The 26,222-nt window shown below is 64.7% G+C and carries 22 protein-coding genes and 1 pseudogene; 17 read left to right on the top strand and 6 right to left on the bottom strand.

Annotated features, from left to right (window positions below; all coding sequences use genetic code 11):
- Nucleotides 1–10 precede the first annotated feature (10 nt).
- From ACIGFL_RS18275 to ACIGFL_RS18220, 12 genes are all read left to right on the top strand, one after another.
- Nucleotides 11–145 (top strand): hypothetical protein, encoded by a 135-nt coding sequence (locus tag ACIGFL_RS18275; RefSeq protein WP_021444061.1) that lies wholly within the window; start codon nucleotides 11–13, stop codon nucleotides 143–145.
- 20 nt (nucleotides 146–165) lie between these two features.
- Entirely contained in the window at nucleotides 166–1,362 is a 1,197-nt protein-coding gene (gene tagH / locus ACIGFL_RS18270) for a type VI secretion system-associated FHA domain protein TagH (protein WP_397498078.1), read from the top strand.
- 5 nt (nucleotides 1,363–1,367) lie between these two features.
- On the top strand, nucleotides 1,368–1,850 hold the full coding sequence (gene tssJ, locus ACIGFL_RS18265; protein WP_122109526.1) for a type VI secretion system lipoprotein TssJ: 483 nt from the start codon (nucleotides 1,368–1,370) through the stop codon (nucleotides 1,848–1,850).
- Nucleotides 1,847–3,178, top strand: a complete 1,332-nt coding sequence (gene tssK / locus ACIGFL_RS18260; protein WP_397498077.1) for a type VI secretion system baseplate subunit TssK — start codon at nucleotides 1,847–1,849, stop codon at nucleotides 3,176–3,178. The genes tssJ and tssK overlap by 4 nt, the downstream gene beginning before the upstream one ends.
- Before the next feature lie 2 nt (nucleotides 3,179–3,180).
- Nucleotides 3,181–4,062, top strand: coding sequence for a type IVB secretion system protein IcmH/DotU (icmH, locus tag ACIGFL_RS18255; RefSeq protein ID WP_021487505.1), 882 nt, complete (start codon nucleotides 3,181–3,183; stop codon nucleotides 4,060–4,062).
- Complete coding sequence (tssM, locus tag ACIGFL_RS18250; protein WP_397498076.1) at nucleotides 4,059–7,598, top strand: type VI secretion system membrane subunit TssM; 3,540 nt, start codon at nucleotides 4,059–4,061, stop codon at nucleotides 7,596–7,598. The genes icmH and tssM overlap by 4 nt, the downstream gene beginning before the upstream one ends.
- On the top strand, nucleotides 7,598–8,326 hold the full coding sequence (locus tag ACIGFL_RS18245) for a PP2C family protein-serine/threonine phosphatase (RefSeq protein ID WP_397498075.1): 729 nt from the start codon (nucleotides 7,598–7,600) through the stop codon (nucleotides 8,324–8,326). Before tssM ends, ACIGFL_RS18245 begins: the two co-directional genes overlap by 1 nt.
- Nucleotides 8,323–9,294, top strand: a complete 972-nt coding sequence (locus ACIGFL_RS18240) for a serine/threonine-protein kinase (RefSeq protein ID WP_273266172.1) — start codon at nucleotides 8,323–8,325, stop codon at nucleotides 9,292–9,294. The genes ACIGFL_RS18245 and ACIGFL_RS18240 overlap by 4 nt, the downstream gene beginning before the upstream one ends.
- A gap of 39 nt (nucleotides 9,295–9,333) precedes the next feature.
- A complete protein-coding gene (gene tssI / locus ACIGFL_RS18235; protein ID WP_397498074.1) occupies nucleotides 9,334–11,436 on the top strand; it encodes a type VI secretion system tip protein TssI/VgrG in 2,103 nt (700 codons plus the stop codon).
- Between the two features lie 59 nt (nucleotides 11,437–11,495).
- A complete protein-coding gene (locus ACIGFL_RS18230; RefSeq protein WP_397498073.1) occupies nucleotides 11,496–13,949 on the top strand; it encodes a hypothetical protein in 2,454 nt (817 codons plus the stop codon).
- An 80-nt stretch (nucleotides 13,950–14,029) separates the two neighbouring features.
- Entirely contained in the window at nucleotides 14,030–14,452 is a 423-nt protein-coding gene (locus tag ACIGFL_RS18225) for a hypothetical protein (protein WP_397498072.1), read from the top strand.
- A 612-nt stretch (nucleotides 14,453–15,064) separates the two neighbouring features.
- Nucleotides 15,065–15,826 carry a hypothetical protein gene (locus ACIGFL_RS18220; RefSeq protein WP_397498071.1) on the top strand — a complete coding sequence of 254 codons (762 nt, stop codon included), beginning with the start codon at nucleotides 15,065–15,067 and terminating at the stop codon, nucleotides 15,824–15,826.
- Between the two features lie 344 nt (nucleotides 15,827–16,170).
- Here the strand turns inward: ACIGFL_RS18220 and ACIGFL_RS18215 are convergent, their stop codons facing one another.
- The 6 genes from ACIGFL_RS18215 to purE all read right to left on the bottom strand — a co-directional run bounded on the left by ACIGFL_RS18215 (nucleotide 16,171) and on the right by purE (nucleotide 21,291).
- A complete protein-coding gene (locus ACIGFL_RS18215) occupies nucleotides 16,171–17,739 on the bottom strand; it encodes a choice-of-anchor I family protein (RefSeq protein ID WP_397498070.1) in 1,569 nt (522 codons plus the stop codon).
- A gap of 200 nt (nucleotides 17,740–17,939) precedes the next feature.
- Nucleotides 17,940–18,476, bottom strand: a complete 537-nt coding sequence (locus ACIGFL_RS18210) for a DUF3299 domain-containing protein (RefSeq protein WP_122109515.1) — start codon at nucleotides 18,474–18,476, stop codon at nucleotides 17,940–17,942.
- A 99-nt stretch (nucleotides 18,477–18,575) separates the two neighbouring features.
- On the bottom strand, nucleotides 18,576–18,821 hold the full coding sequence (locus ACIGFL_RS18205; protein ID WP_021444076.1) for a GlsB/YeaQ/YmgE family stress response membrane protein: 246 nt from the start codon (nucleotides 18,819–18,821) through the stop codon (nucleotides 18,576–18,578).
- A gap of 67 nt (nucleotides 18,822–18,888) precedes the next feature.
- Nucleotides 18,889–19,653, bottom strand: coding sequence for a substrate-binding periplasmic protein (locus ACIGFL_RS18200; protein WP_397498069.1), 765 nt, complete (start codon nucleotides 19,651–19,653; stop codon nucleotides 18,889–18,891).
- Nucleotides 19,654–19,709: 56 nt separating this feature from the next.
- A complete protein-coding gene (locus ACIGFL_RS18195) occupies nucleotides 19,710–20,795 on the bottom strand; it encodes a 5-(carboxyamino)imidazole ribonucleotide synthase (RefSeq protein ID WP_397498068.1) in 1,086 nt (361 codons plus the stop codon).
- 4 nt (nucleotides 20,796–20,799) lie between these two features.
- Nucleotides 20,800–21,291 (bottom strand): 5-(carboxyamino)imidazole ribonucleotide mutase, encoded by a 492-nt coding sequence (gene purE / locus ACIGFL_RS18190; RefSeq protein WP_021444079.1) that lies wholly within the window; start codon nucleotides 21,289–21,291, stop codon nucleotides 20,800–20,802.
- Nucleotides 21,292–21,569: 278 nt separating this feature from the next.
- On the opposite strand from purE, the pseudogene ACIGFL_RS18185 reads away from it, so the two are divergent.
- From ACIGFL_RS18185 to ACIGFL_RS18165, 5 genes and pseudogenes are all read left to right on the top strand, one after another.
- Nucleotides 21,570–21,794, top strand: a pseudogene (locus ACIGFL_RS18185) (zinc-dependent alcohol dehydrogenase); the annotation flags it as partial.
- A 68-nt stretch (nucleotides 21,795–21,862) separates the two neighbouring features.
- A complete protein-coding gene (locus ACIGFL_RS18180; protein ID WP_397498067.1) occupies nucleotides 21,863–22,657 on the top strand; it encodes a hypothetical protein in 795 nt (264 codons plus the stop codon).
- An 80-nt stretch (nucleotides 22,658–22,737) separates the two neighbouring features.
- Nucleotides 22,738–23,730 (top strand): AraC family transcriptional regulator, encoded by a 993-nt coding sequence (locus tag ACIGFL_RS18175; RefSeq protein WP_397498066.1) that lies wholly within the window; start codon nucleotides 22,738–22,740, stop codon nucleotides 23,728–23,730.
- Between the two features lie 270 nt (nucleotides 23,731–24,000).
- Complete coding sequence (locus ACIGFL_RS18170) at nucleotides 24,001–25,029, top strand: histone deacetylase family protein (protein ID WP_397498065.1); 1,029 nt, start codon at nucleotides 24,001–24,003, stop codon at nucleotides 25,027–25,029.
- Between the two features lie 81 nt (nucleotides 25,030–25,110).
- Nucleotides 25,111–26,205, top strand: a complete 1,095-nt coding sequence (locus tag ACIGFL_RS18165; protein ID WP_397498064.1) for a polyamine ABC transporter substrate-binding protein — start codon at nucleotides 25,111–25,113, stop codon at nucleotides 26,203–26,205.
- The last annotated feature ends 17 nt before the right edge of the window (nucleotides 26,206–26,222 follow it).

The following is a 26,222-nucleotide window of genomic DNA, read 5'->3' as shown; positions in this document are numbered from 1 at the left end:
AGCGCATTCCATGCTGCATCGCTACCGGACCGCCGCCCTGCTGGCCCTGGCCATCGTCCTGGCCGGCTGCACCGGCAACTACAAGTTCAGCGACGACCAATACCGCCCGCTGGGCGATCCGCAAGCCGAGAAGCGCGGCCACTGACCGCGAGGAGCACAGTCACCATGGAACTGGTATTCGAGATGGTCAGCGCACAGCAGTTCGTGCCGGGGCTGCTGACCACCAAGACCTTCAAACAGGCCGGCGGCGTGATCGGCCGTGCCGAGGATTGCGACTGGGTGATCCCCGATCGCAAGCGCATCCTCTCCAGCCGCCACGCCGAGGTCAGCTATCGCGATGGCGCGTTCTTTCTCACCGACACCAGCAGCAACGGCATCGCCCTCAAGGACAGTGGCGCCAGCCTGGCCAAGGGCCGCCCGCAGCGCATCGAGCACGGCAGCGTGTACTGCCTGGGCGACTTCGAGATTCGCGCGCGGCTGGTGCGCGACCCGGCCATGTTCGAAGGCGATATCGGCCTGCCGCAGGCGGCCGGCAGCATCATCCCCGACGACGCCTTCCTCGATCTCGACCCGCTCACCGCGCTGGAGCAGCAGGAGCGCGTCTACGCCGAGGTGGACGATCTGACCGCCGTACTGCGCCCCAGCACCGCCCAGGCGCAACAGCGCGACTATGCGCAGATCGACGAGGAAAACCTGCTGGTGCCCGAGCTGGTGATGCCGACGCCGGCGCCGCAGCCGAAACCCGCTCCGGAGCCCGAGCGCCTGCCGCCGAGTTTCTGGGAGAAGTTCGCCGATGCCCTCGGCGTGCGCCTCGACGATCTCGACATTGAGGCCCGCGAAGCCCTGGCGCTCAATGCCGCCAAGCTGCTCAGGCAGAGCGTCGGCAGCCTGCAGCAGGCCCTGCGTACGCGCGGCGAGCTGAAGAACGAGCTGCGTCTGGCCCTGACCACCGTGCAGGGCGCCGGCAATAACCCGCTCAAGCAGGGTCTGGACGCCGGAGAGACGCTGAGCGCCCTGCTGCGTGGCGGCAAACCCGGTCAACTGCCCGCCGAACAGGCCATCAGCCGTGGCTTTCGCGACCTGCAGGCGCACCAGGTGGCGCTGCTCGCCGCCAGCCGCGCGGCGGTCAAGGGCATGTTCGAGCAGTTCGCCCCGGAGCAGCTGGCCATGCGCTTCGAACGCAACGGCCGCAAGCCGCTGCTCGCCACTGCCGGCAGCCGCTGGCGCGCCTACCGTCGTCTGCATGCGGACCTGCAGCAGAACGACGATTGGAGCGACCGCCTGTTCACCCGCGATTTCGCCAGCGCCTACGAAGAGCAGGTCCGCCTGATCGCCACCCTCAATACCGACCTTCAAGGATGATGCCCATGCCTCGCCTGCTTTCCCTCGCCTTCATCGCCGCGCTGCTGAGCCTGGCCGGCTGCGCCGCGCTGTCGCCCTATTCGAGCATGACCAAGCTGGACCTGAGCCTGGCCGGCAGCGACCAGCTCAACCCCGATCTCAACGGCCGCCCCTCGCCCATCGTGCTGCGCCTGATGGAGCTCAAGCACCCGGTGGCCTTCGAGAACGCCGATTTCTTCTCCCTCTACCAGCGGCCCAAGGAGGCCCTGGCGCCCGACCTGGTGACCCTCGAGGAACTGGAGCTGCGCCCGGGCGAGACCCGTGAACTCAAGGTGTCGGTGCAGGAGGGCAGCCGCTACGTCGGCGTGCTCGCCGCCTACCGCGACCTGCCGGAAGCCAACTGGCGCTACGTCATCGCCATCGACGCGCAGCAGCGCAACCAGGCGCGCCTGCGCCTCGACGAGCGCGGCATTCGCAATCTCGATGCCGAGCAGGAGCAAAGCCGATGAGTCAGCATAAAGTCATCTGGCAGGAGGGCATGCTGCTGCGCCCGCAGCACTTCCAGCAGAACGATCGTTACTTCGAGCACCAGCTCAAGGTGCGCACGCAGAAGCTGGCCAGCTACGCCTGGGGCTTCTTCGAGCTGGAGATCGACCGCCAGTTCCTCAACATGGGCAAGCTGGTGGTGAGCAAGGCCAGCGGCGTGCTGCCCGACGGCAGCCTCTTCGACCTCGGCGCCGAGCGCGAGCCGCTGGGCCTGGACGTGCCGCCGAACACCGGCAACACCCCGGTGTACCTGGCGCTGCCGCTGGTCACCGGCAACCATATCGAGAGCCGCCGCCCGGAGCAGAAGGACGTGCTGGCGCGCTATGTCGCCTTCGACGAGGAAGTCGCCGACTGCAACGCCGGCGACAGCAGCCACAGTCAGGTCAGCACCGGCCGCCCGGATTTCCGCCTGCTGCTCGGCGAGCAGCAGAGCGACCAGGCCTATGTGAAGCTCAAGCTGTGCGAGGTGCTCGACACCACGCCGGACGGGGTGATCAGCCTCGACCCCGAGTTCAGCCCGACCTACGTCAACTTCCAGGCCTCCGGCTACCTGCTGAGCTGCCTCAAGGAAGTGATCAGCATGCTCGCCCACCGCGGCGACATCCTCGCCGAGCGCATCCGCGCCACCGGCAAGGTGGGCGGTGCCGAGGTCGGCGACTTCATGATGCTGCAGCTGATCAACCGCTACGAGCCGATCCTGCGTCACCACCTGGGCGTCGAGCAGGTGCACCCGGAGCAGATCTACCGCGAACTGGTCGGCCTGCTCGGCGAGCTGGCGACCTTCTCCAGCGAGACCAAGCGCCCGCGCCTGGAAGGCCGCTACCTGCACAGCGACCAGGGCATGAGCTTCCGCAAGCTGATGGACGCCATTCGCCAGGTGCTGTCGATGGTGCTCGAACAGCACGCCATCGAGATGCTCCTGCAGCAGCGCCAGTACGGCATTCAGGTGTCGCCGCTGCACGACCACAAGCTGCTCGGCACCTCCAGCTTCGTGCTCGCCGCCAGCGCCCAGTGCGACTCCGAGGAGCTGCGCCAGCGCCTGCCGGCACACCTCAAGGTCGGCCCGGTGGAGCGCATCCGCCAGCTGGTCAACCTGCACCTGCCGGGGATCAAGGTCAAACCGCTGCCGGTGGCACCACGGCAGATTCCCTTCCATTCGGGCAAGACCTACTTCGCCTTGGAGCTCAGCTCCGAGGAACTGGCGCAGCTGGAACGCTCCGGCGGCTTCGCCTTCCACGTGTCCGGCGAGTTCTCCGGGCTTGAGCTGAAATTCTGGGCGATCAGGAACTGACGATGACCACCAAGGAAATGGAATACGGCCAGGATGACAAGACGGTCATCCTCAACCGCAAGGGCGAAGCCCGCGCCGAAAGCCCGCTGACCGACTTCAGCGCGCCGCCGAAATTCGAGCAGCTGGAAGAACGCATGATCTTCGCCGCGCGCCTGCGCCCGGCGGAGAGCTTCAACATCAGCCTCAACCCGCTGGTGGCGGCGGCCTCCGCGCTGCTCTCGGAAGTGGTGCGGCTCAAGCACAGCTTCGAAAGCGAGGACCTGGACGCCCTCAACCAGCGCCTGACCCGCGAGATCAAGCTGTTCGAACACCGCGCCCTGCACGACGGCGCGGAAAGCAGCCAGGTGATGGCCGCGCGTTACGTGCTGTGCACCGTGGTCGACGAGGCCGTGGTGACCACGCCCTGGGGCAACGAGAGCCAGTGGTCGCAGATGAGCCTGCTGTCCTCCTTCCACAACGAGACCTTCGGCGGCGAGAAGTTCTTCCAGCTGCTCGAGCGCCTGTCGCGCAACCCGGTCAAGCACCTGCCGATGCTGGAGCTGATGTACCTGTGCCTGTCGCTCGGTTTCGAGGGCAAGTACCGCGTGCTGCCGCGCGGCATGCTCGAGCTGGAAGCGGTGCGCGACAGCCTCTACCGGCAGATCCGTCAGCTGCGCGGCGACGTGCCGCGCGAAGTCTCGCCGCACTGGCAGGGCCTGAAGGACACCCGCCGGCGCCTGGTGCGCATCGTGCCGTGGTGGTTGGTGGCGCTGTTCACCCTGATGTGCCTGGTGATGATGTACGCCGGTTTCGCCTGGGTGCTCGGCGAGCAGCGCGACACCGTCCTCAAGCCGTATCAGCAACTCGACCCGGCCTCGGGTGTCAGCATGGATGACGTGAAATGAAGAGCCTCTTCGCCAAACTTGGCGCCTTTTTCCGCAAGACCTGGGTCTGGAGCCTGCTGCTGGTGCTGGTCCTCGCCCTGCTGGTGTGGTTCGTCGGCCCGCTGCTGGCGGTCGACGACTACAAGTTCTGGGAGTCGGCCACCAGCCGCCTGCTGACCATCAGCCTGCTGTTCCTGCTCTGGGGCCTGGCCATGGTGTTCGCCAGCTGGCGCGCCACCGCACGCAAGAAGGCCGAGGAGAACGACGCCGAGGCGCAGGAGCGCCTGCGCCGCGAGGAGCAGATCGGCGAGGAGCAGAATGAGCTGCGCCACCGCTTCAAGGACGCCCTGCGCACCCTCAAGCGCTCCAGCCTGTACCGCGGGCGCAGCGAGAAGTGGCGCAACGATCTGCCCTGGTACCTGCTGCTCGGCCCGCAGGGCAGCGGCAAGACCAGCCTGCTGGACTTCTCCGGCCTGGACTTCCCGCTCAACCGTGGCGACAGCCAGCGCCTGACCAAGGACGTCTCCGGCACCCGTTATGCCGATTGGTACTTCGCCGATCACGCCGTGCTGATCGACACCGCCGGGCGCTACCTGACCCAGCCCGACGCGCAGGTCGACGGCCGCGCCTGGGGCACCCTGCTCGGCCTGCTGCGCCAGCGCCGCGCGCGCCCGCTCAACGGCGTGCTGGTGAGCATTCCGGTCGAGCAGCTGCAGGGCGGCAGCGAGGTGGAGCTGGAAACCCTGGCCCGCCAGACCCGCCAGCGCCTGCACGAGATCCATCAGCGCCTGGGCGCCGACGTGCCGGTCTACCTGGTGCTGAGCAAGGCCGACAAGGTGCTGGGCTTCGACGAGTTCTTCGACCAGCTGTCGCGCGAGGAGAGCGAGCAGGTGCTCGGCGCCAGCTTCCGCAAGGAGCAGAACGCCAGCGACGTGGCCGTGGTGCGCCAGGAGTTCGAAGAACTGCTGCGCCGCCTCAACAGCCAGGTGATCCTGCGCATGCACCAGGAGCGCGATACCCAGCGCCGTGGCCGCATCCTCGACTTCCCGCACCAGCTCGGCCAGATCGGCGAGCGCCTGTGCCTGTTCATCGAACTGGCCTTCGCCGGCAACCGCTACCAGCGCGCCAGCAAGCTGCGCGGTTTCTACCTGACCAGCGCGCCGCAGCTCAACGAACAGCTCGACCCGCTGACCGCCGGCATCGGCCGCAACCTCGGCCTGGCCGGCAGCGCGCTGCCTACCTTCCGCTCGGGCCGTGCACGCTTCATCAACCACCTGCTCAGCCGGGTGATCTTCCCCGAGGCCGACCTGGCCGGGCTCGACCAGAAGGAAGTGCGCCGCATCGACTGGGGCCAGCGTGCCATGTACGCCACCGCCTTCGCCGTGCTGGCGCTGTTCGGCGTGCTCTGGGCCAGCGGCTTCTCGGCCAACCACGGGCGTCTGGAACAGCTGCGCGAGATCGCTCAGAAGCTCACCCGCGAGCACCAGGCGATCAACCCGCAGGACGACGCCCTGCAGACCCTCAAGGCGCTGGACAGCAGCTACGCCGCCACCCTGGTGTTCCCGCCCAAGGGCGAGGTGTCCTACCTGCAGCGTACCGGCCTGTTCCAGGGCGAGGCGGTCAATCCGGCCGTTTATTCGACCTACCGCGCCGAGCTGGAAACCCTGCTGCTGCCGCGCGTGGCGCGGCAGCTGGAGGCGCAGATCCGCGCCAACCTCGGCGACCGCGAGCGCCTGCTCGGCAGCCTGCGCGCCTACCTGATGCTCAACCTGGAAGAGCGCCGCGACGCCGCCTTCCTCAAGGAGTGGGTAGCCGCCGACTGGTCGCTGCGCTATGCCGGCAACAGCCCGGCGCAACATGGCCTCAACACCCATTTCGCCCGTCTGCTCGACGAGTCCTTCGCGCCCTATGCGCTCAACGCCCAGCTGGTCGCCCAGGCGCGCCAGGTGCTGCGCAGCGAGTCGCTGGCCAATGTGGTCTATCGCATGCTGCGTGAACAGGCGCGCAGCCTGCCGGACTACCGCCTGAGCCAGAAGCTCGGGCCGCAGGCCGGGCTGATCAATGGCAGCGACTACGCCATCCCCGGCTTCTACACCCAGGCCGGCTACAGCAAGACCTTCACCGCCCAGGGCGGCAACCTGGTGCGCGAGATCCTGCGCGACAACTGGGTGCTGGGCGAGGGCGAGAGCCTCAGCGCCGGCGACCTCGGCCGCCTGATGGTGGAGCTGGAGCAGCTGTACTTCCGCGATTACGGCAACTACTGGGGCGAGGCCATCGCCCAGCTCAGCCTGGAGCCGATCGGCAGTGCCGGCCGAGGCGCCGCCCTGCTCGGCGGCCTGACCGCGGCCAACTCGCCGCTGCTGCAACTACTGGTGGAAGTGCGCGACAACACCCGCTTCAAGGGCCTGGCCGAGGCCGCCGACGACGCTGGTGCCGCCGCCGAAGCGCTGGAGGGCGCCAAGGGCAAGCTGGGCAAGGCCGCCAAGCTGGCCAGTGCCGCCGCCGAACAGGCGCAGCAGGCCCTGGCCAAGAACACCCCGGACACCGCGCGCAAGACCCTGGAGCGCCGCTTCGAGGTGCTGCACAAGCTGCTCGACGACAACGGCGGTGCTGGCGTCGAACTGGCCGCCAGCCTGCAGGCATTGGACGAACTGCAGCGCCAGCTGGCCAGCCTGGCCAATGCCGGTGCCAGCGACCAGGCCGCGTTCGAGATGGCCAAGGCGCGCATGGCCGGCAAGCGCGATGCGATCAACCAGGTACGCAGCGCCGCCGCGCGCCTGCCGCAGCCGGTGGGCAACTGGCTGGCGCTGCTGGCCGAGGACAGCTGGACCCTGGTGCTCAATGATGCCTACCACTTCCTCAACCAGCGCTATCAGAGCGAGCTGTACGCCGCCTACGACAACTCGCTGAAGCAGCGTTACCCGTTCAGCGCGCACAGCGAGAGCGACGTGGCAGTGGCGGATTTCCGCGAGTTCTTCAAGGCCCAGGGCATCGCCGAGCGCTTCTTCGACCAGTACCTGCGCCCCTTCGTCAGCGGCAGCGCCGACGAGTATCGCCTGCGCCGCGTCGATGGCCGCGGCCTGCCGCTGTCGCGCGAGTTCCTCCTGCAGATGAGCCGCGCCCAGGTGATCCGCCGCAGCTTCTTCGCCGAGAACCCGGCCGAGCCGCAGGTGCTGTTCAAGCTCGAGCCCTACTCGCTGGACTCCAGCCTGAGCCGCGCGGACTTCCGCTTCGGCAAGCAGCAGCTGGAATACCGTCACGGTCCGATCGTCGCCACCGCCTTCCGCTGGCCGGCAGCGAGCGAGGAAGACCGCACCAGCCTGGTGGTCGAGGAACTCGGCGGTCGCCGCGTCGGCATCGAGAAGAACACCGGCCCCTGGTCGCTGTTCCGCCTGCTCGACCTGATGGACGTGGACTACCACAGCGGTCGTGACGTGCTGATCCTCAAGGCCAACCTCGGTGGTCTGCACGCCAACTACCTGCTGCACAGCCAGCGTTCGCCGAACCCGTTCGACATCGGCCTGCTGCGCAGCTTCAAGCTGCCGGCGACGCTCTGATGACTGCAGTCGCCAGCGCCTGGCGCAGCGCCGCACGCACCGACACCGGCAAGGTGCGCGCACGCAACGAGGACGCCTTCCTTGCCCTGCCCGAGCAGGGCCTGTGGGTGGTGGCCGACGGTATGGGCGGGCATCAGAACGGTGCCCTGGCCAGCCGTCTGATCGTTGAGCATCTGGCCGAGCTGCCGGAAGGTAGCCTCGCCCAGCGGCTGGTGGAGTTGCGCCAGGCGCTGCACCGGCTCAACCATCGGCTCGGCCAGGAGCTGACCGTTACCGCCGACCGCCCGGACACGGTGATCGGCAGCACCGTAGTCGCCCTGTTGCTCGACGGCGACCGCGCCGCCTGCGTCTGGGCCGGCGACAGCCGCTGCTACCTGTGGCGCGGCGCGCGTCTGTATCAGCTCAGCCGCGACCATTCGCTGGTGCAGCAACTGATCGACGAACAGGGCCTGACGCCGCAGGAGGCCGCGCGCCAGCCGGCGGCGCATGCCCTGACCCGCGCCATCGGCGCCAGCGAGACCCTGCAGCTGGACATCCTCGAACTCGACGTGCTGCCCGGCGACGTCTTCCTGCTGTGCAGCGACGGCCTCTACCAGGGCGTTACCGCCGACGAGCTGGGCGCCTGCCTCAACCTGCCTTCGCCGCACCTGGCCGTGGAGCGCCTGTTCCAGCGCGTGCTCGACGGCCCGGCCCGTGACAACCTCAGTGCCGTGGTGATCCGCCAATGATCGAAGCCGCCGAAGCCAGCGACCTCACCTACTTCGCCCTGGCCGCCACCGCGGCCAAGGAGCCTGTGCGCGAAACGCCGCGCCAGGCTCCCGGCGAGCTGCCGGAAGTGCTCGGCGGCCGCTACCGGATCGAGCGTCTGCTCGGCGTCGGCGGCATGGGCGCGGTATACCGCGCGCGCGATCTGCTGCGCGAACAGTTCGGCGACCCCGAGCCCTATGTCGCGCTGAAGACCCTGAGCGACGACTTCGCCGAATACCCGGACGCCAACGCCCTGCTCTACAGCGAGTTCGCCCTTACCGCGCGGCTCAGCCACCCCAACGTGGTGCGTCTGTTCGGTTTCGAGGTGGACATTCCCAGCCAGCGCGCCTTCATCACCCTGGAATTGCTGCGCGGCCTGACCCTCGATCAGCTGCTGTGCGAACGCCCCGAGGGCCTGCCCTGGGACGAGCTGCGTGGCATCGCCATCCCGCTGCTCGAAGCCCTGTGCTATTCGCACCAGCTGGGCGTGCTGCATGGCGATCTCAAGCCCAGCAATGTGATGCTGGCCGAAGACGGCCTGCGCCTGTTCGACTATGGTCTCGGCCAGCCGGTGGAGGGCCTGCTGCCCGGTCTGCCGCGCCTGTGCCGCAGCCGCATCGCCGCCTGGACACCGCGCTACGCCGCGCTGGAGTTGCTCGAAGGTGCACCGCTGTCGGCGGCTGCCGATGTCTATGCGTTGGCCTGCGTGTTGGTCGAGCTGGCCAGCGGGCAACACCCGTTCCGCCGCCTCAGCGCCAAGCAGGCCAAGAGCATGGAGCTGGACAGGCAGTTGCAACGCCCGGCGCAGGTGCCGCTGCACTGCTGGCAGGCCCTGCGCACCGCGCTGGCCTTCGACGAAAGCCAGCGGCAGATCGACTGCAGCGAGCTGCTCGACGCGTTTCGCCGGCCACCGGCTTCGCGTTTGCGCCGCTGGCTGGGCAAGGCATAACAGGCTGTTGAAAAAGGACTCACTCGAAAGGATACGTACATGTTCAACCCGGCCAATGAAACCCATTTCAGCCTGACCATCGAAGGCGTCGAGCACGATCTGCAGGTGCTCGAATTCAACGGCCGTGAGGCCATCAGCCAGCCCTATCGCTTCGACGTCGAGCTGATCAGCGAACGCCCGGATCTCGATCTGACCAGTCTGCTGCATCAGCGCGCCTTCCTTGCCTTCAGCCCCAATGGCGACGGCATCCACGGCCTGATCCACCGGGTCGAGCAGGGCGAGTCCGGCAAACGCCTGACCCGCTATCGCCTGGCCATCGTGCCGCAGCTCGCCTACCTGGCGCACCGCACTAACCAGCGCATCTTCCAGCACCTGACGGTGCCGCAGATCGTCGCTCAGGTGCTGGAAGAACACGGCATCGTGGAGGGCCGCTACCACTTCCAGCTCGGCCCCACCGTCTACCCGCAGCGCGAGTACTGCGTGCAGTACGACGAGAGCGACCTGCACTTCGTTCAGCGCCTGTGCGAGGAGGAAGGCATCCACTACCACTTCCAGCACAGCGCAAGCGGCCATGTGCTGACCTTCGGCGACGACCAGACCGCCTTCGCCAAGCTCGGCCAGCCCACGCCCTATATCCAGGACAGCGGCATGACCGCCGACGATCCGGTGATCAAGCGCCTGGCCCTGCGCCTGGAAACCCGCACCCGCAGCACCGCCCGCCGCGACTACGACTTCGAGCAGCCGCGCCTGCTGCTGGAGGCGACCTACCAGGGCGAGCAGGCCGGCGAGAACGACGGCCTGCCCGATCTGGAAGATTACGACTACCCCGGCCGCTACACCGACCGCACCCGCGGCAAGCACCTGGCCAAGCGCGCCCTGGAACGCCACCGCGCCGACTATCAGCAACTGCAGGGCCAGAGCGACCAGCCGTGGCTGGTCACCGGGCATCTGCTGGAAATCTCCGAACACCCGCGCCGCGAATGGAACGACCTCTGGCTGCTCACCGAAGTGCTGCACCAGGGCAAGCAACCGCAGGTGCTGGAAGAGTCGATCACCTCATCCCCTGCCCACCGCGGACAGCCCCCTCTCCCTCTGGGAGAGGGCTGGGGTGAGGGTACTTCAGACGACTCGAACTTCACCCAAGGCTACCGCAACCGCTTCCTCGCCACCCCCTGGGACGTACCCTACCGCCCGCAACTCGCTCACCCCAAACCCAAGGTGCTGGGCAGCCAGACCGCCGTGGTCACGGGACCTGCCGGCGAAGAAATCCACTGCGACGAATATGGTCGAGTGAAGGTGCAGTTCTTCTGGGACCGGGAAGGTCAGGCCGACGAGAAGACCAGCTGCTGGCTGCGCGTCAGCTCCAGCTGGGCCGGCGATCGCTACGGCGCCATCACCATCCCGCGTATCGGCATGGAAGTGCTGGTCACCTTCCTCGAAGGCGACCCCGATCAGCCCTTGGTCACCGGCTGCCTGTACCACGCCGAACACGTGGTGCCCTACGACCTGCCCGCGAACAAGACCCGCAGCGTATTCAAGACCCTGAGCAGCCCCGGCGGTGGCGGCTACAACGAACTGCGCATCGAGGATCGCAAGGGCGCCGAGCAGATCTACATCCACGCCCAGCGCGACTGGGACGAGAACATCGAGCACGACCAGAAGATCCGCGTCGGCAACGAACGCCACGATACCGTGGAGAAGAACAGCTACACCGAACTGCTGGCCGAAGAACACCTAACCGTCACCGCCGACCGCAAGGTGGAGGTCAAACCCCAGGATCACCTGACGGTGGCCACCGACCAGCACATCAAGCTGGGCACCGCACAACTGACCAAGGCCGGCCGCGAGATTCATCTGAAGGCCGGACAGAAGATGGTCATCGAAGCCGGCATCGAACTGACCATCAAGGCCGGCGGCAGCTTCATCAAACTCGACCCCGGCGGCATCACCATCTCCGGCCCGCTAGCCCGCCTCAACGCCGGAGGCGCGCCGGGCAAGGGCTCGGGGCTTAAGATCAAGCCGCCGGTGCTACCGGGCATGGCCGATAGCGACAAGGCGGGGAGTTTGTTGGAGCAGGCGCAGCCGGGTGAGTTGGTCAAGGTGCCGAGCAAGCGTAAACGCTCGCTCAATTTCTCCGGTTAAGACAGGGATAAAAGCCGGGCGTTAGAGAGCCGGCAGTCAAGGTACAGGACACAGTGCAGATGGCCGAAAGCAAACCGATCAATTGGGCGTATCCATTCCCCAGCAAGGAAACGAACAGTAATTCGCTGCAGCTTCTTACCCATATGGCCAAGGCCAAGGGCGGTTACTACCCAACCGGCGAGAATGGCTTATGGCATGGCGGCGTGCATTTCGACGAAGGAACTGCAGCCGTATTCGATCAATCGAGCGTGCGCTGCATCGCCGATGGCGAGGTGATTGCCTACCGTATCGACGAGCGCTATCCGGTCAGCGAGTTCACCGATGAGGTTCCCAGAATCAAGCGAGCGCCCTTTTCCACGGGGTTCGTTCTGGTCAAACACATACTTCAGCCGCCACAGCCCAAGAAAGTCGAGGGCGACGCAGCCGATGAGCAAATGCCTCCGAGCCTGACCCTCTACAGCCTGTATATGCATTTACAGGATTGGGCCGGCTATCAGGCCAAAGCAGATCTGCCACGGCCTGCGTTCTGGGAGGTCAAGAGTCATATCGTCAATACCCAAAGTGGAGGCTTGGGCGTCCGTGCGAATCCTGATGTCAACTCCCCTAGATTATCTGAACTGTCTAAGGGGGCAGAAATCACGGTGAGCGCGGCAGAAGGTGAGTTCGTTAAGCTCGCCAGCCTTATCAACGGCACGACAAATCCAGCCCTCACGGCCGATAACGAAGGTAATCTTCCCGGCTATATTTCCTCCAAGTTTTTGCAAGCTCGGAGTGAACCCAAAGAGCTGGGCCAGGTAGTGGTTCTGGATGCAGGTATTCCGATCAAGGCAGGTGAGCTGATTGGTCACCCCGGGACTTATCAGAACCACAACGGCTCCGCTCATCCTCTCGTTCATCTGGAGGTCTTCAGTTGCGACGATGTGCCCGGTTTTATCGCGCAGAGCCGCGCCTGGGCCAATCGCTTGCCCGACGAGCAGAAAACCCTGCTCAAGGTCTATAAGGGCGCGAGCAAATTGATTGCCCATCGCGATGATATCAATGCGGACAATCCGCCCAAGCTAAGCGACAGCGGCAGCCAGATCGGCGTCGACCTGATCGTTCCCCAGGCGCTGCTGGATGGCCTTCCAGCGGCGAATAAGATCCAAGTCAAAACCCCTGTGGAAGGTAGCCCCACGCCCAACACAACCTACTGGTGGCGGCTGGAGGGATTGTTCGCTGACGAAAACGGCAACCCTATCGACGGTTGGCTCGCCGAGCAGGAACTGATCACCACCCGGCATAGCCCCTGGGAATGGCAGGACTTCCAATGGCTTGAGGACACTGGAACGCCCCTGGAGAAACTGGCCTACACCTTCAACGCCAGAGGCATGCTGAGCGAGGACGAACAGCACAACTATCGCGCCCAGATCAGCAAGGCCGATGGCGGTCCCATCGTAACGCTCGCTCGACTCTACGATATCGTCGATACCGATAAAGATGGCGTACTGACCAGCGATGAAATCCGAGCGGCGCTGGCCAAGCCTTGGCACGCACAAGTACTCGGGCAGTTGATCACCAAGTACGAAAGCGAGTGGTTCTGGAACAAGGGCAAATGGGATGAGCTAGATCCATTGCTGGCGGAAGAACCAGGTAAGCCGAATCCGATCTGGGAAGTTGAAAAGCAGAGGATCGAAAAGCTGAGCTGGTGGAAAGAGCTAGCGGGGCAGCATGGAATTAGTGCGGATGGCAATGCGTGGCATGTATGCCCCCTACAGGTAGTCGGTGGCTTTCAAGATGAAAGTTGCTTTAGTTTTACACTTGACGTAATGATGGCGGTCTACCCAGATTTAGGATCGGATAGAAATAATGATCTGCTTGAAATAGCGGCTGAACTAAATAGGCATATTTCCCTTTACAAGCTAGATACTCCATTAAGGCGAACCCATTTTTTTGCTCAAATATTGCAAGAGACTGGGCCGCAATTGAGTGTTGAAGAGGGATTTATCTATAAGGCGGAATCACTAACTCAAATGTTTAGGTATTTTAGGAGGAATCCTGAGGTGGCTAGGCGACATGGGTATGAGACGCGGCGCGGAATAAAAGCAGATGGTACCAGAATGACCCAGGTCGATTTTGAGGCTATTGCCAATGGTGCATATGGGGGAAGAGCTGATCTCGGCAATGGAGACTATGCCAGTGGAGATGGTTGGCGATACAGGGGGCGAGGCTTAAAGCAGTTAACAGGTAGATACAATTACGAGGCTTTAACGAGATGGCATAGCCGGCTAATAGATAATTGGCCAGAAGACAATGTGGATTTTGTAGAGAGTCCGGATATATTGCTAACTATGAAATACGCTGTTAGATCTGCGGCGAATTTCTGGGTGTCAAACAAACTATACGATCTTGCAGATACAGGTGCCGGGTCGAAGGCTGTGGACTCTATAACGGAAATCGTCAACAGGGACACTGATAGTTATCCAGAAAGAAGGGCTAATTTTAATAGGTTATGGAGTGCAAAGGTGTTCGAGTGACATGTCTTATCTTGATGCTATCTCGCCTAAAACATACTTGCATTCTGAGATAACTGGCTTTTGAGATCCTGGGGGATTGGATGATGCGTATATTTTTTGTCTTGGCCTTTGTTGTGTGTTTTCCGTTAGTGGTAAATGGTTCGGAAAGCCATACGCTCGTATTTATGTGCGAAACAAAAAATAATAAGAATATTGAGGTGTACAAAGATAGAGGCATGGTGACGTACTCATTTGGTAGGAGCGGTTATCCGCCAGAACTTAAATTGACACGATCAATGGCAGATGTAGAGATCGCCATAGGCAGTGTTTCTGGGAATGAGCTTTCGAATTCTATAACTTTTTCAAATGGCGCCTATACGTACGGAGTGATGACAAAGATTAATAGAGTGGCAGCGACGCAGGAGCCCAAGCATGGGGTCTTGGTTAAAAAAAAATCTAAGTACTTAACCTATATAGCCTGCATTCCAGAAACTGTTCAAGGAAGTTTGCTTGACTTGGAGTGAGCAATACGGGGCAGGCATTATGGATGGCAATGTACTCCGTGCCGCTAGATAGGCTCAGCTAGAGAAAGGAGTGTGCATGTGGTTGGTAGGGCTATAGTCGTTGCGTTACTTTTCATTGGATTGGCTCATGCTGGACTAGAAGAGGAGTTAGAACAACAGCAAGAGATAGAGGCGCGACTACAGTTTGAGCTAGAGATGCAGCGAGAATTATCTGCACTGACCTACAGTGATGCTGTTGAGTTTGCGCAGGGGGGCGATAATAAACCGTGAAGAGCAGATGGAGCGACTGGAGGCAGCCGATACCATATGGGATGAATTTATCGAAAAGATTTGTCGCGCTGAAACTCTGGAATCTATAGGTGCCAGAGCAGAACGTGCAAATAATCTACAGTGCATGATAAAAAAGTATAAAGAGAAGGAAATATTTTTTAAGGCTATTATCTAGGTGCTGGAGGTTATGTTTGTCTGATTTACGGCTCTTAGGCAAAAAATGATCCAAAAGGGTATATATTGCACTTTAGGAGTAGTAGCGATCAGTGAGCCTTATCGCAGGGGGCACAGAAATTCGAAGCCATTCTCAAAGAGGTATCTGCAGCCCAGGAACCTTCGCCCATGAAGCAAATTCTACCCGCCACGCTATTGTTAACACTTGCGCTGGCTACTGCCGTACAAGCGCAGAGGAACACCCTCACCTTTTTTAGAAAAGGCGTTACGGAAACCTACCAGGCGAATATATGCACTAGTGAGTTGACGATCAGTTTGGAAAATGACGTCAAAGTATTCGCCGATATAGTGGGCTACGCAGGACAGACCTCCAGAATGCTAGTCTCGTTCAATAATGAGCCCGCGCTAGCTTACGAAAACGCCGGATCAAATACCTATTTCGAAGTATTTTATACCCTCACCCTGAAGGGAAAAGACCCATTCATTAACTGCGTGTACGGCAATATCCGCAATGGGCAGAATGGCATGTCCATTCGCAAGGCTGTGTGCAATTTGGATAAACCACTGACGAGCAAGTACGAAGATCTGATTTTCGCCTACTCGGATAAGTGGATCGAAGCATCCAATACAGTATCCCTACAGTCCGTGATGGCCGAGCCCCCTCAAACGGTCGAAGCGCGCCTCGATCGACTGGGCGAGGTTGATGTGGCACTGCGCTACAGCTCGGTCGAGGAGCTGATGTCTGCGACCCCAAAGACCATAGCGACTGCAGGTGCGAAAACCTATGAGATGAGCAGCGGCAACGCCTATTTGGTGTATGACGCGGATGGCATCACGCCACTGGCACTGGATGTGGAGATGGATCCTGTCACGCATACACTGAAACGCCTGACACCCACGGATCTGTTGCTAGGCATTGAGGCCAACTGAAACGACCCTCCAGAAAGGAGGACGGGTAAAAGGGATCAGGCCAAAGGGATGGCCAAGGAGTTCGCCGGTTAGGAGCAAAGGCAGCGGAGCATCATTGCTCCGCTGCTTTTGGTTTGCAGGTTTCCGCTTCTACCGTTTCCAGCGCGCCCCTCAACACTTCCACCTCCTTGCACATCTTCTGCTCCACCAATCGCCCATCCTCCAACTGCAACCAGGGCAAGTGCGCCCGGGCGGGATTGATTCCACAGAAAAAGGGGACGGACTCAACGAGAACCGTCCCCCTTTCTGCTCGTCAGTGCAAAGGCCGGTCGCGCGACCGGCCTTTGTGTGCCCGCCGGCCCCGTTCAGCGATGCTGGCGATCGATACGGAACAAACTGGTGGTGCCGCTGACTTCGTTGCCCACCACCAGCAGGGGCACGCCGATCGGGCTGTGCTCGGCTTCGATCACCATCAGCCCCTCGGGACCCAGGTCGCCCGCGGCGGCGCTGCCCGGGGTGGTGGCGAAGTCGCGATTGTTGAAGTACTGCACGAACTGCGGCGCCTGCGGCTGGCTGATGTCGTAGACCATCACTCCACCGATGCGCTCCAGGCCGATGAAGGCGTAGGTCTTGCCCCACAGCTTGGCCAGGGTCACGCCCTCCGGCTCCGGGCCCTTGTTGTCGCTGCGGTTGTCGAAGCTGTTGCTGGCGTGGTCGGAGTTGAAGAACTGCGGATTGGCCGCGGCGGTGATGCGCTCGAAGTCGGCGCCGCTGTCGTAGACCTGGGTGAGGTCTTCGCTCCAGATCGAGAAGGAGCGCCCACCAAAGGCGTGGATGGCTTCGTAGTAGCCGCTGTCCGGGTTGTAGCCGCTGGCGCTGGAGACGGTCAGGCGGCCAAGGTTGGCGTTCTGCTTGAGGTTGGCGGCATCCGGGAAGTGCAGCGGACTGAGCGGGTAGTTGGTGCTGCCCAGGCGTACCTCTTCGCTGAATCCGGGGTAGTCGCGCGCGTCGCCCTCGTTGGCGGTGACCAGGTAGGTGCGCCCGCGGTGCTGGTAGCTGGCGATGGCGTCGGGCTGGTACATGCCCAGCACCGGCCAGGTGCGGATATTGATCTGGTTGTCGCGGTCGCTGGCGTCCAGCTCGTTACCGGTCAGACTGTGATCTTTCAGGCCAAGCCCGTGAATGGCCTTGAACTGACCGCGCTTGATATCCAGCACGGCCACCGCGTTGTTTTCCTGCAGGGTCACCCAGGCGGTTCTGGAGTCGTGGGCGACGCTGATGTACTCCGGCTCCAGGTCCTGGGCGACACTGGCATTGGGGCCGAAGATGCGCACCGACGGGTCCAGGTCGGCGCGGGAGAAGGCGCGGAAGTCGGCGGTACGGACCTGGGCCTGGGTCAGTTTGGCGATGTCCTTCGGCAGCTCGACGATGCTCACCGAGCCTTCCGGATCGGTCAGGTAGTCGTCGCTCGGTTCGCCCTCGTTGGCTACCAGCAGGTGTTTGCCGTCCGGAGTGAAGACGAGCATGTCCGGCAGGGCACCGACCTGCACCGAGGCCAGTACCTGGCCGTCGCGGTTGAGGAACACGGCGCGACCGGGCTCGGTCTTCACCCGGTTCTCCACCGCTGCGGCGATCAGCCCGTCGCGCACCGCGACGCTGTTCACCGCCCCGCCATGGGCAGACAGGTCGAGGTTGAACAGTAATGTGGGCCGGCTCGGCTCGCGTATGTCCAGCACGTCGATCAGGCCGCTGGCGGCGTTGACCACGAACAGCCGCTGGCTGGCCGGGTCGTGGGCGACGATCTCCGCTGCCGACTGGCCGAACAGGCCGCTGGTGTAACTGCCGAGCGGCGTCAGCTGGATGGCTTTGGGCGAGGCGGCGGCTTGGGCCAGGCCGCAGGCGAGCAGGCCGGCGGCAAGAACTGACTTGTGCATGGAAGGCTCCCTGTCTGGTTGGAGGGAGCAGGATGGGACAGGCGTATGTCGGCAGGATGACCGAGTGATGGCGGTTGCATGGCGAATCGACGACGCGCAACGGAGGCCGAGCCGCATGGGAGGCCGACACCCTGTCCGTGACAGTCAGGCGAGCCCACTGCGCGGTTTGCGACGGCTCGCATGCGCGGGCTCCGGGGCGATCAGTAGAGGTCTTCGTCGGTCACCAGGCGTACTTCGCCCGCGTCCATGGCGTAGGCCGCGTCGGCCAGGTCGTTGCTGACCTGTTCCACCTTCAGCGTGCCGCTGACCCACAGCGGGGCATAGATGTCCTCGAGCGGGATGCCCTTGGGGTAGCGCACCAGCACCAGCTGGTTGGGCGGCGGTGGCGGGACATGGATGCAGGCGCCGGGGTAGGGCACGAGGAAGAACAGGGTGCTGTTGCCCTGCTCGTCGTTTTCCAGCGGCACCGGGTAGCCGCCCAGGCGCAGGGCCTTGCCGTCCAGCTCGGCCACGGTTTTGCTCGAGTACATCACCGCCGGCAGGTTCTGCTCCTGCTGGCGCAGGCCGCCCGGGGCGTAGAAGGTGCTGTCGCCCTCCGGGCCCTGGTGCTGGAGTTCGGGCATTTCTTCGAGAGCCTGGCGGTCCTCGGGAGGCATCAGGTCGAGCCAGTCGGTTTCCGGCAGTTCGGCGTGGGCCAGGCCGGTGAACAGCAGTAGGGCGAGCAGCAGGTGGCGCATGGTGGGTGGAGTCTCGTGACGGCGGAAAAGCCAGAGCCGGCCAAGCGGGCGATTGTTGACGGCAACATCGCCGGCCAACCGGCTCCTGCAGAGGAGCGCTTAGCCCTTCTTGATGGCGCCGTAGATTATCAGCAGAACGACGGCGCCGATCACCGCGCCGACGAAACCGGCCGCCTGGCCGGCCTGGTAAATGCCCAGCGCCTGGCCGCCGTAGGTGGCGGCGATGGAGCCGCCGATGCCGAGCAGGATGGTCATGATCCAGCCCATGCTGTCGTCGCCCGGCTTGAGGAAGCGAGCGATCAGGCCGACGATCAGGCCGATGAAGATGGTGCCGATGATACCCATGTGGCGTTTCTCCTTGAGGGGCGCCGCGCGTGCGGCAGACGTTGCATGAGACAGGCGCGAGGCGCTGTCAGTTCGCCATGTCCGGTGCCGGTACGCCGTAACGGTGGTAGATCAGGCTGACTTCGCCCTGCTCGCGCATGCGCTGGAGTTCCTCGCCCAGGCGTTCGTAGAGGGCGCGGTGGTCGCTGTGGTAGCGCTTGAGCGAGGCACCGAAGTGGTTGCCGAGCAGCTGTTCGTGGGCGTACTGCGCGTAGCTGTAGTCGCGGAACTTCATCGCGGCGAACTGCGCCTCGATGGCCGCCGGGTCGAGAATGGCCAGGGCGTCCAGGCGGCCGGCGCGGAACATCGCCGCGAGCTGCGCGTCGTCGCTGGCGTAGACGCGACCGAGTCGGTCGTCGCTGTCGAACGGCTCGAAATAGGCGGTGCCGCGTTTGACCCCCAGGTTCTGCTGGTACAGGTCGGCGTAGCGCGCCAGTTCGGCTTCGCGTCCCGGGCGGACGATAAAGCGCACGTTCAGGCGCTGGCTGCCAATGCTCGGCAGGTAGTGGATATAGGCGCGGCGCTGCTCGGTGAGCAGCACCCGCGGCACCAGGTCGACGCGCCCCGAGCGCAGGTCGTCGAGGCTGCGCAGGAAGGGCGCCTGGCGCCAGTGCAGGCGCACGCCGAGGCGTTGTGCGGCGGTTTCCAGCACGCTGATCAGCGGTCCGCTGGGCAGGCCGTCGACGGCGCGCATCTCCGGCGGGCGTTCGCGGAAATCGACGCGCAGCACCTCCTGTGCAGCGACGCCGGTCATGGCGAACAGCAGGGGCAGCAGGGCGAGCAGGCGCTTCATGGAGGGGGCTCTTGGACGACGGCCGTCGTCCAAGAGCTTAGTCGCCAATCGCCGTTTCAGCCCTTGGCGATCAGCGCTTCGACGGCCGCGATGCCGGCATCGAGACTGGCGCGGTCGGCGCTGCGCAGGGTGGCGTGGCCAACCTTGCGGCCGACCTTGAACGCCTTGCCGTAGTGGTGCAGATGGCAGTCCTTGATCGCCACCACGTCGCTTACCGCCGGTACCGTGCCGATAAAGTTGAGCATGGCGCTCTCGCCCAGCTTGGCGGTGGAGCCCAGCGGCAGGCCGGCGACGGCACGCAGGTGGTTCTCGAACTGGCTGCACTCGGCGCCTTCGATGGTCCAGTGCCCGGAGTTGTGCACGCGCGGGGCGATCTCGTTGGCCTTGAGGCCGCCGTCCACCTCGAAGAACTCGAAGGCCAGCACGCCGACGTAGTCGAGTTTCTCCAGCACGCGGCCGACGTAGTCCTCGGCCAACGCCTGCAGCGGATGCGCGCTGCTGGCCACGGAGAGGGCGAGGATGCCGCTGTCGTGGCGGTTGTGCACCAGCGGGTAGAAGCGCGTCTCGCCGTCGCGGGCGCGCACGGCGATCAGCGACACCTCGCCGGTGAAGGGCACGAAGCCCTCGAGGATGCACGGCACGCTGCCCAGTTCGGCGAAGGCGCCGACCACGTCCTCGGGCTTGCGCAGGACCTTCTGGCCCTTGCCGTCGTAGCCCAGGGTGCGGGTCTTGAGCACCGCCGGCAGACCGATGGCGGCCACGGCGGCATCGAGGTCGGCCTGCGACTGGATATCGGCGAAGTCCGGCGTGGGGATGCCCAGGTCCTTGAACATGGATTTTTCGAACCAGCGGTCGCGGGCGATGCGCAGCGCTTCGGCCGAGGGGTAGACCGGCACGAACTGGGAGAGGAAGGCCACGGTCTCGGCCGGCACGCTCTCGAACTCGAAGGTGACCAGGTCGACCTCGTCGGCCAGCTGGCGCAGGTGATCCTGGTCGCCGTAGTCGGCGCGGATATGTTCGCCGAGGGCCTGGGCGCAGGCGTCCGGCGCCGGGTCGAGGAAGGCGAAGTTCATCCCCAGCGGGGTGCCGGCCAGGGCCAGCATGCGGCCCAGCTGGCCGCCGCCTATTACTCCGATCTTCATCGCATCAGGCCTCGCGCGGGTCCGGGTTGCTCAGCACGGTCTCGGTCTGCTCGTCGCGGAACTGCTTGAGCGCCGCGTGGAACTGCGGGTGCTGGTGGCCGAGGATGCTGGCGGCGAGCAGGGCGGCGTTGACCGCGCCGGCCTTGCCGATGGCCAGGGTGGCGACCGGGATGCCGGCCGGCATCTGCACGATCGACAGCAGCGAGTCGACGCCCGAGAGCATCGACGACTGCACCGGCACGCCGAGCACCGGCAGGTGGGTCTTGGCCGCGCACATGCCCGGCAGGTGGGCGGCGCCGCCGGCGCCGGCGATGATCACCTGGATGCCGCGTTCCTCGGCCTGTTCGGCGTACTGGAACAGCAGGTCCGGGGTGCGGTGGGCGGAGACCACCTTGACCTCGTAAGGGATGCCCAGCTTGTCCAGCATCTCGGCGGTGTGGCTAAGGGTGGACCAATCGGACTTGGAGCCCATGATCACGCCAACCAGTGCGCTCATCGTCGTGCCTCTCTATCGGGCGCCTTGCGGCGCGGCAAATATCGGCGCCTTGCGGCGCGTTAACTATCGGCGCCGGTGGGCGCGTCAAAAACCAACAAGCCACGCGGGAGAACCGGCGTGGCTTGTGAGCGACAGGTGGCCGGGTGCAGCCGGCCGAAGGCCGCGCAGTATAACGCAAAGCCGCGGCTGGCGGGCACTGGCCATGACCGTTTGTCATGCAAGCTGTGGCAGCGGGGGAAAGCCACCCGAACCTTGCTCTGCAGCAATGCCGGCGTGCCCCGCCGGGCGACTTCCCCGCGCCGATCTTCGACGTGGTGCTCAAGGCCATCAGCATCACTGGTTCCATCGTCGGCACCCGGGCCGATCTGCAGGAGGCGCTGGACTTTGCCGGCGAGGGCCTGGTCAAGGCCACGGTGCAGGCTGACAGGCTGGACGATATCAACGCCATCTTCGCGCGCATGCGCGGCGGCCAGATCGAGGGGCGGGTGGTGCTGCAGTTCTAGCCTGCGCCGACCGCGGCGGCGCCGCGGTCTATACTGCGCACTCTTCACCCGTACAAGGACGTATCGCCATGAAGCAGCCTGTTTCGTTCGTCGCCCTGGCTCTGTGCTCGCTGCAGGTCGCCGCCCTGGAGCTGGCCAAGCACCCGCAGGCGTTCGACGCCGGCCAGGGCGTCAGCCTGATCCTCGCCCCCAGCGCCGACGGCCGGCAGGCCCTGGTACAGGTCAGGGGCATCAATCATCCGCTCGACGAGGTGGTGTTCCTCACCCAGGTGCGCGAGCTGGGCCACGAGCAGCGCGACTACGCCATCCGCCTCGACGGCCGCGACTACAACCTGCTCAACCGCCGCCGTGCTTGGGGCGGCGAGAGCTACCAGCTCAACCTGCCGGACACCCCGGGTTTCGAGCTGGGCTACGACCAGGCGCAGACCCAGGCGCTGAACCTCGACGAGCTGCTGGCGCTCTACCAGCGCCAGGAAAGGGCCGGACTGCAGGCGCGCTTCGCCGCCTTCGACCGCAAGAAGCGCCTGCAGGACTACAGCCAGCGCCTGCAGCAGATGGACCGCGAGGCCTCGCAGGCCTGCGACACGCCGCTGGCGACCCGGGTGGACTGGAACGCCATCGACGACGAGCGGCTGATGAGCCTGAGCGTGCCGCACTTCTGCGGCGAGGTGGTCAGGCAAATCGCCTACCTGTGCGAGCGCGCCGCGCCGTACAAGGCCGAGGCGCGCAGTATCAAGGGCGTCGAGTGCCGCTTCGGCGAGGCGATGAAGCTGCGCGAGGAAAACGGCCAGCTGCTGTTCACCACGCGCAAGGACGAGCCGAACCAGGGCGACTTCATCAACGCGATTCTGCGCAACCGCTGATCGCCACTGGCGGGCAGGGCCCGCCGTACCGCGGCATGCTTCTTGCGTTCTTTCGCTGACCTGCGAAGACGGAAACCCCCATGCTGCACGCCCACCTGACCACCCTGCACGTGGTCGCCCTGATCCTGCAACGCTTCGCCGCGCAGCCCGAGCTGATCCCCCGGCTGCTCGCAGGCAGCGGCATCGCCGCGGACGAGCCGGGCAATGGCGAGGCGCGCATCACCCGGGTGCAGGAGCTGCAGGTGTGCGCCAATGCCCTGGCCCTGCGCGCCGACCTCGGCCTGGAGCTGGGGCGCAGCCTGCATGTGTCGTCCTACGGCCTGCTCGGTTACGCCGCGCTCTCGGCTGCCACCTTTGGTGACGCCTGGCGCCTGCTGCTGCAGTACCCGGCGCTGCTCGGCACCTACTTCGACCTGCAACTGCAGGTGGCGGACGGCCTGGCCTGGGTCAGTGCCGGCGACTACCGCGACGCCGCCGAACTGGAGGTGTTCAACGTGGAGATGTGCCTGGCCTCGCTCAAGCTGATCGGCGACGAGCTGCTCGGCCGGCCGCTGCCGCTGGCCCGCGCCGAGTTCCGCCATGCCAGGCCGGCCTATGTGGCGCGCTACGAGCTGAGCTTCGACTGCCCGCTGGGCTTCGACGCCGCGCGCAATGCCTTCGCCTTTCCCGCCGAACTGCTGACTCGGCGCCTGCCGCTGGCCGACCCGGTGACCCACTGCGAGGTGGTCGAGCGCTGCCGCCGGCAGAACGCCGAATTCACCAGCCGTCAGGCCTGGCTGGAGCGGGTGCGCCAGGCGCTCGCCGCGCAGCTGGCCGCGCCGCCGGGGCTGGAGGCGCTGGCGCAGCAGCTACACTGCTCGCCGCGCACCCTGCGCCGCCACCTGCAGGAGCTGGGCACCAGCTACCAGGGCCTGCTCGACGAGCTGCGCTTCGAGCGCGCCAAGGCCCTGCTCGGCCAGCAGGACTGGCCGGTGTACCGCATCGCCGAGGCGCTCGGCTTCAGCGAGACCGCCAGCTTTCGTCATGCCTTCCAGCGCTGGAGCGGCGTGCCGCCGAGTCGCTTTCGCGCGTAGGGTGGATGGCGCTTTATCCATCCACCAGGGCCATGTGAAGGAAGGTGGATGAGAAGAGCGTCATCCACCTGGAACCAATCGGCGCGCATGGCGCACCCTGGCCGCAATCCGGGACAGGGTGTCAGGCATTCCCGGATTGCATCCGGGCTACGACGGCAGGGCCAGCGCAGTTTGGCCATTTCGATCCCCTTTTGGCCGTTGCCAGCGTTTTCCGCCGGGGCGCGGCGGGCGAACAATTGCGGCACAACAACAAGCCCGGAGCCGCCTCGCATGCTCACCTACTACAGCGACGACCACCACCTGCACCACGGCAAATGCGAGCTGATCGACGGGCAACTGATGCCCTGCTTCGAGAAGCCGCAGCGCGCCGACCATATCCTGCAACGGGTCAAGGCACGCCAGCTCGGCGACGTCCGCGCGCCCAAGGACTTCGGCCTGGCGCCCATCGAGCGCATCCACAGCAAGGCCTACCTGGACTTCTTCCAGGGTGCCTGGGCGCGCTGGCAGGAACAGGGCGGCCAGGGCGACCTGCTGCCCTTCACCTGGCCGGCGCGCACCCTGCGCCGGATCACCCCCAACGACCTGCACGGCCAGCTCGGCTACTACAGCTTCGACGGCGGCGCGCCGATCACCGCCGGCACCTGGCAGGCCGCCTACAGCGCCGCGCAGGTGGCGCTCAGTGCCCAGGCCGAGATCGCCAACGGCGCGCGCAGCGCCTTCGCCCTGTGCCGGCCGCCGGGCCACCACGCCGCCGGCGACCTGATGGGCGGCTACTGTTACCTGAACAACGCCGCCATCGCCGCCCAGGCCTTTATCGACCAGGGCCGCAGCAAGGTGGCCATACTCGACGTCGACTACCACCACGGCAACGGTACCCAGGACATCTTCTACCGCCGCGGCGACGTGCTGTTCGCCTCCATCCACGGCGACCCGGCCGAGGAATTCCCGTTCTTCCTCGGTTACGCCGACGAGCACGGCGAGGGCGCCGGCGAGGGCTGCAACCACAACTACCCGCTGCCCATGGGCAGTTCCTGGGAGGTGTGGAACCAGGCGCTGGAGCAGGCTTGCCGGCGCATCGCCGAGTACGGTGCCGAGGTGCTGGTGGTGTCGCTCGGCGTCGACACCTACCTGGAAGACCCGATCTCGCAGTTCAAGCTGGACAGCCCGGACTACCTGGCCATGGGCCGGCGCATCGCCGCGCTCGGCCTGCCCACACTGTTCGTCATGGAGGGCGGCTACGCGGTGGAGGCCATCGGCGTCAACGCGGTCAACGTGCTGGAAGGCTTCGAGGGCGCCTAGGGCGGCCTGTCCGCCCAAGGGTGGGCAAGGCGGCGCCAGGTCCACCCTCTCTATTTCATAACGTCTGCAAGGGTGAATACGATGACAACGATCAAACACCTGCTCGGCGCGGCCCTGTGCGGCGCCACCCTGCTCAGCGGCGCGCTGCAGGCCAAGGAGCTGCGCGTGTACAACTGGGCCGACTACATCCTGCCGTCGGTGCCCAAGGACTTCCAGAAAGCGTCCGGCATCCAGCTGACCTGGGACACCTTCGAGACCAACGAGGCGCTGGAGGCCAAGCTGCTCACCGGCAACTCCGGCTACGACCTGGTGATCCCGTCCAACCAGTTCCTCGAAACCCAGATCAGGGCCGGCGTGTTCATGCCGCTGGACAAGTCCAAGCTGCCCAACTGGAAGAACCTCGACCCGGTGCTGCTTGGCCTGCTGGAGAAGAACGACCCGGGCAACCAGTACGGCGTGCCCTACATGTACGGCACCGTGCTGCTCGGCTACAACCCGGACAAGGTCAAGGCCGCGCTCGGCGAAGACGCCCCGGTCAACAGCTGGGACCTGGTGTTCAAGCCCGAGTACATGGAGAAGCTGAAATCCTGCGGCGTGGCCATGCTCGACTCGCCCACCGAGATCATCCCCATCGCCCTGCACTACCTGGGCCTGGACCCCAACAGCGCCAACCCGGCCGACTACGACAAGGTCACCGAGCTGCTGCTCAAGGTGCGCCCCTACGTGGCCTACTTCCATTCCGCCAAGTACATGACCGACATCGCCAACGGCGACATCTGCGTGGCCATCGGCTACTCCGGCAGCTTCTACCAGTTCGCCAACCGCGCCAAGGAAGCCGGCAACGGCGTGGTGATCAACTGGCGCCTGCCGAAAGAAGGCGCGCCGATCTGGTTCGACACCTGGGCCATTCCCAAGAGCGCGCAGAACGTCGACGAGGCCCATGCCTTTATCAACCACCTGCTCGAGCCCCAGGTGATCGCGCCGATCAGCGATTTTCTCGGCTACCCCAACCCCAACGTGCCGGGCATGCAGCTGGTGGGCAAGGCGATTGCCGCCGACGCCGACCTGACGCCGACGCCGGAGCTGCAGAAGTCGCTGTACGTGGTGCAGCCGCTGCCGCAGAAGATCGAGCGGGTGCGTACGCGGGCCTGGACCTCGATCAAGTCGGGCAAGTGAGCGGCGACCGGGCGCCC

Source organism: Pseudomonas sp. NPDC077649 (genome assembly GCF_044542855.1).
Classification (GTDB): domain Bacteria; phylum Pseudomonadota; class Gammaproteobacteria; order Pseudomonadales; family Pseudomonadaceae; genus Aquipseudomonas.
This window is presented reverse-complemented; position numbering and strand designations above follow the sequence as displayed.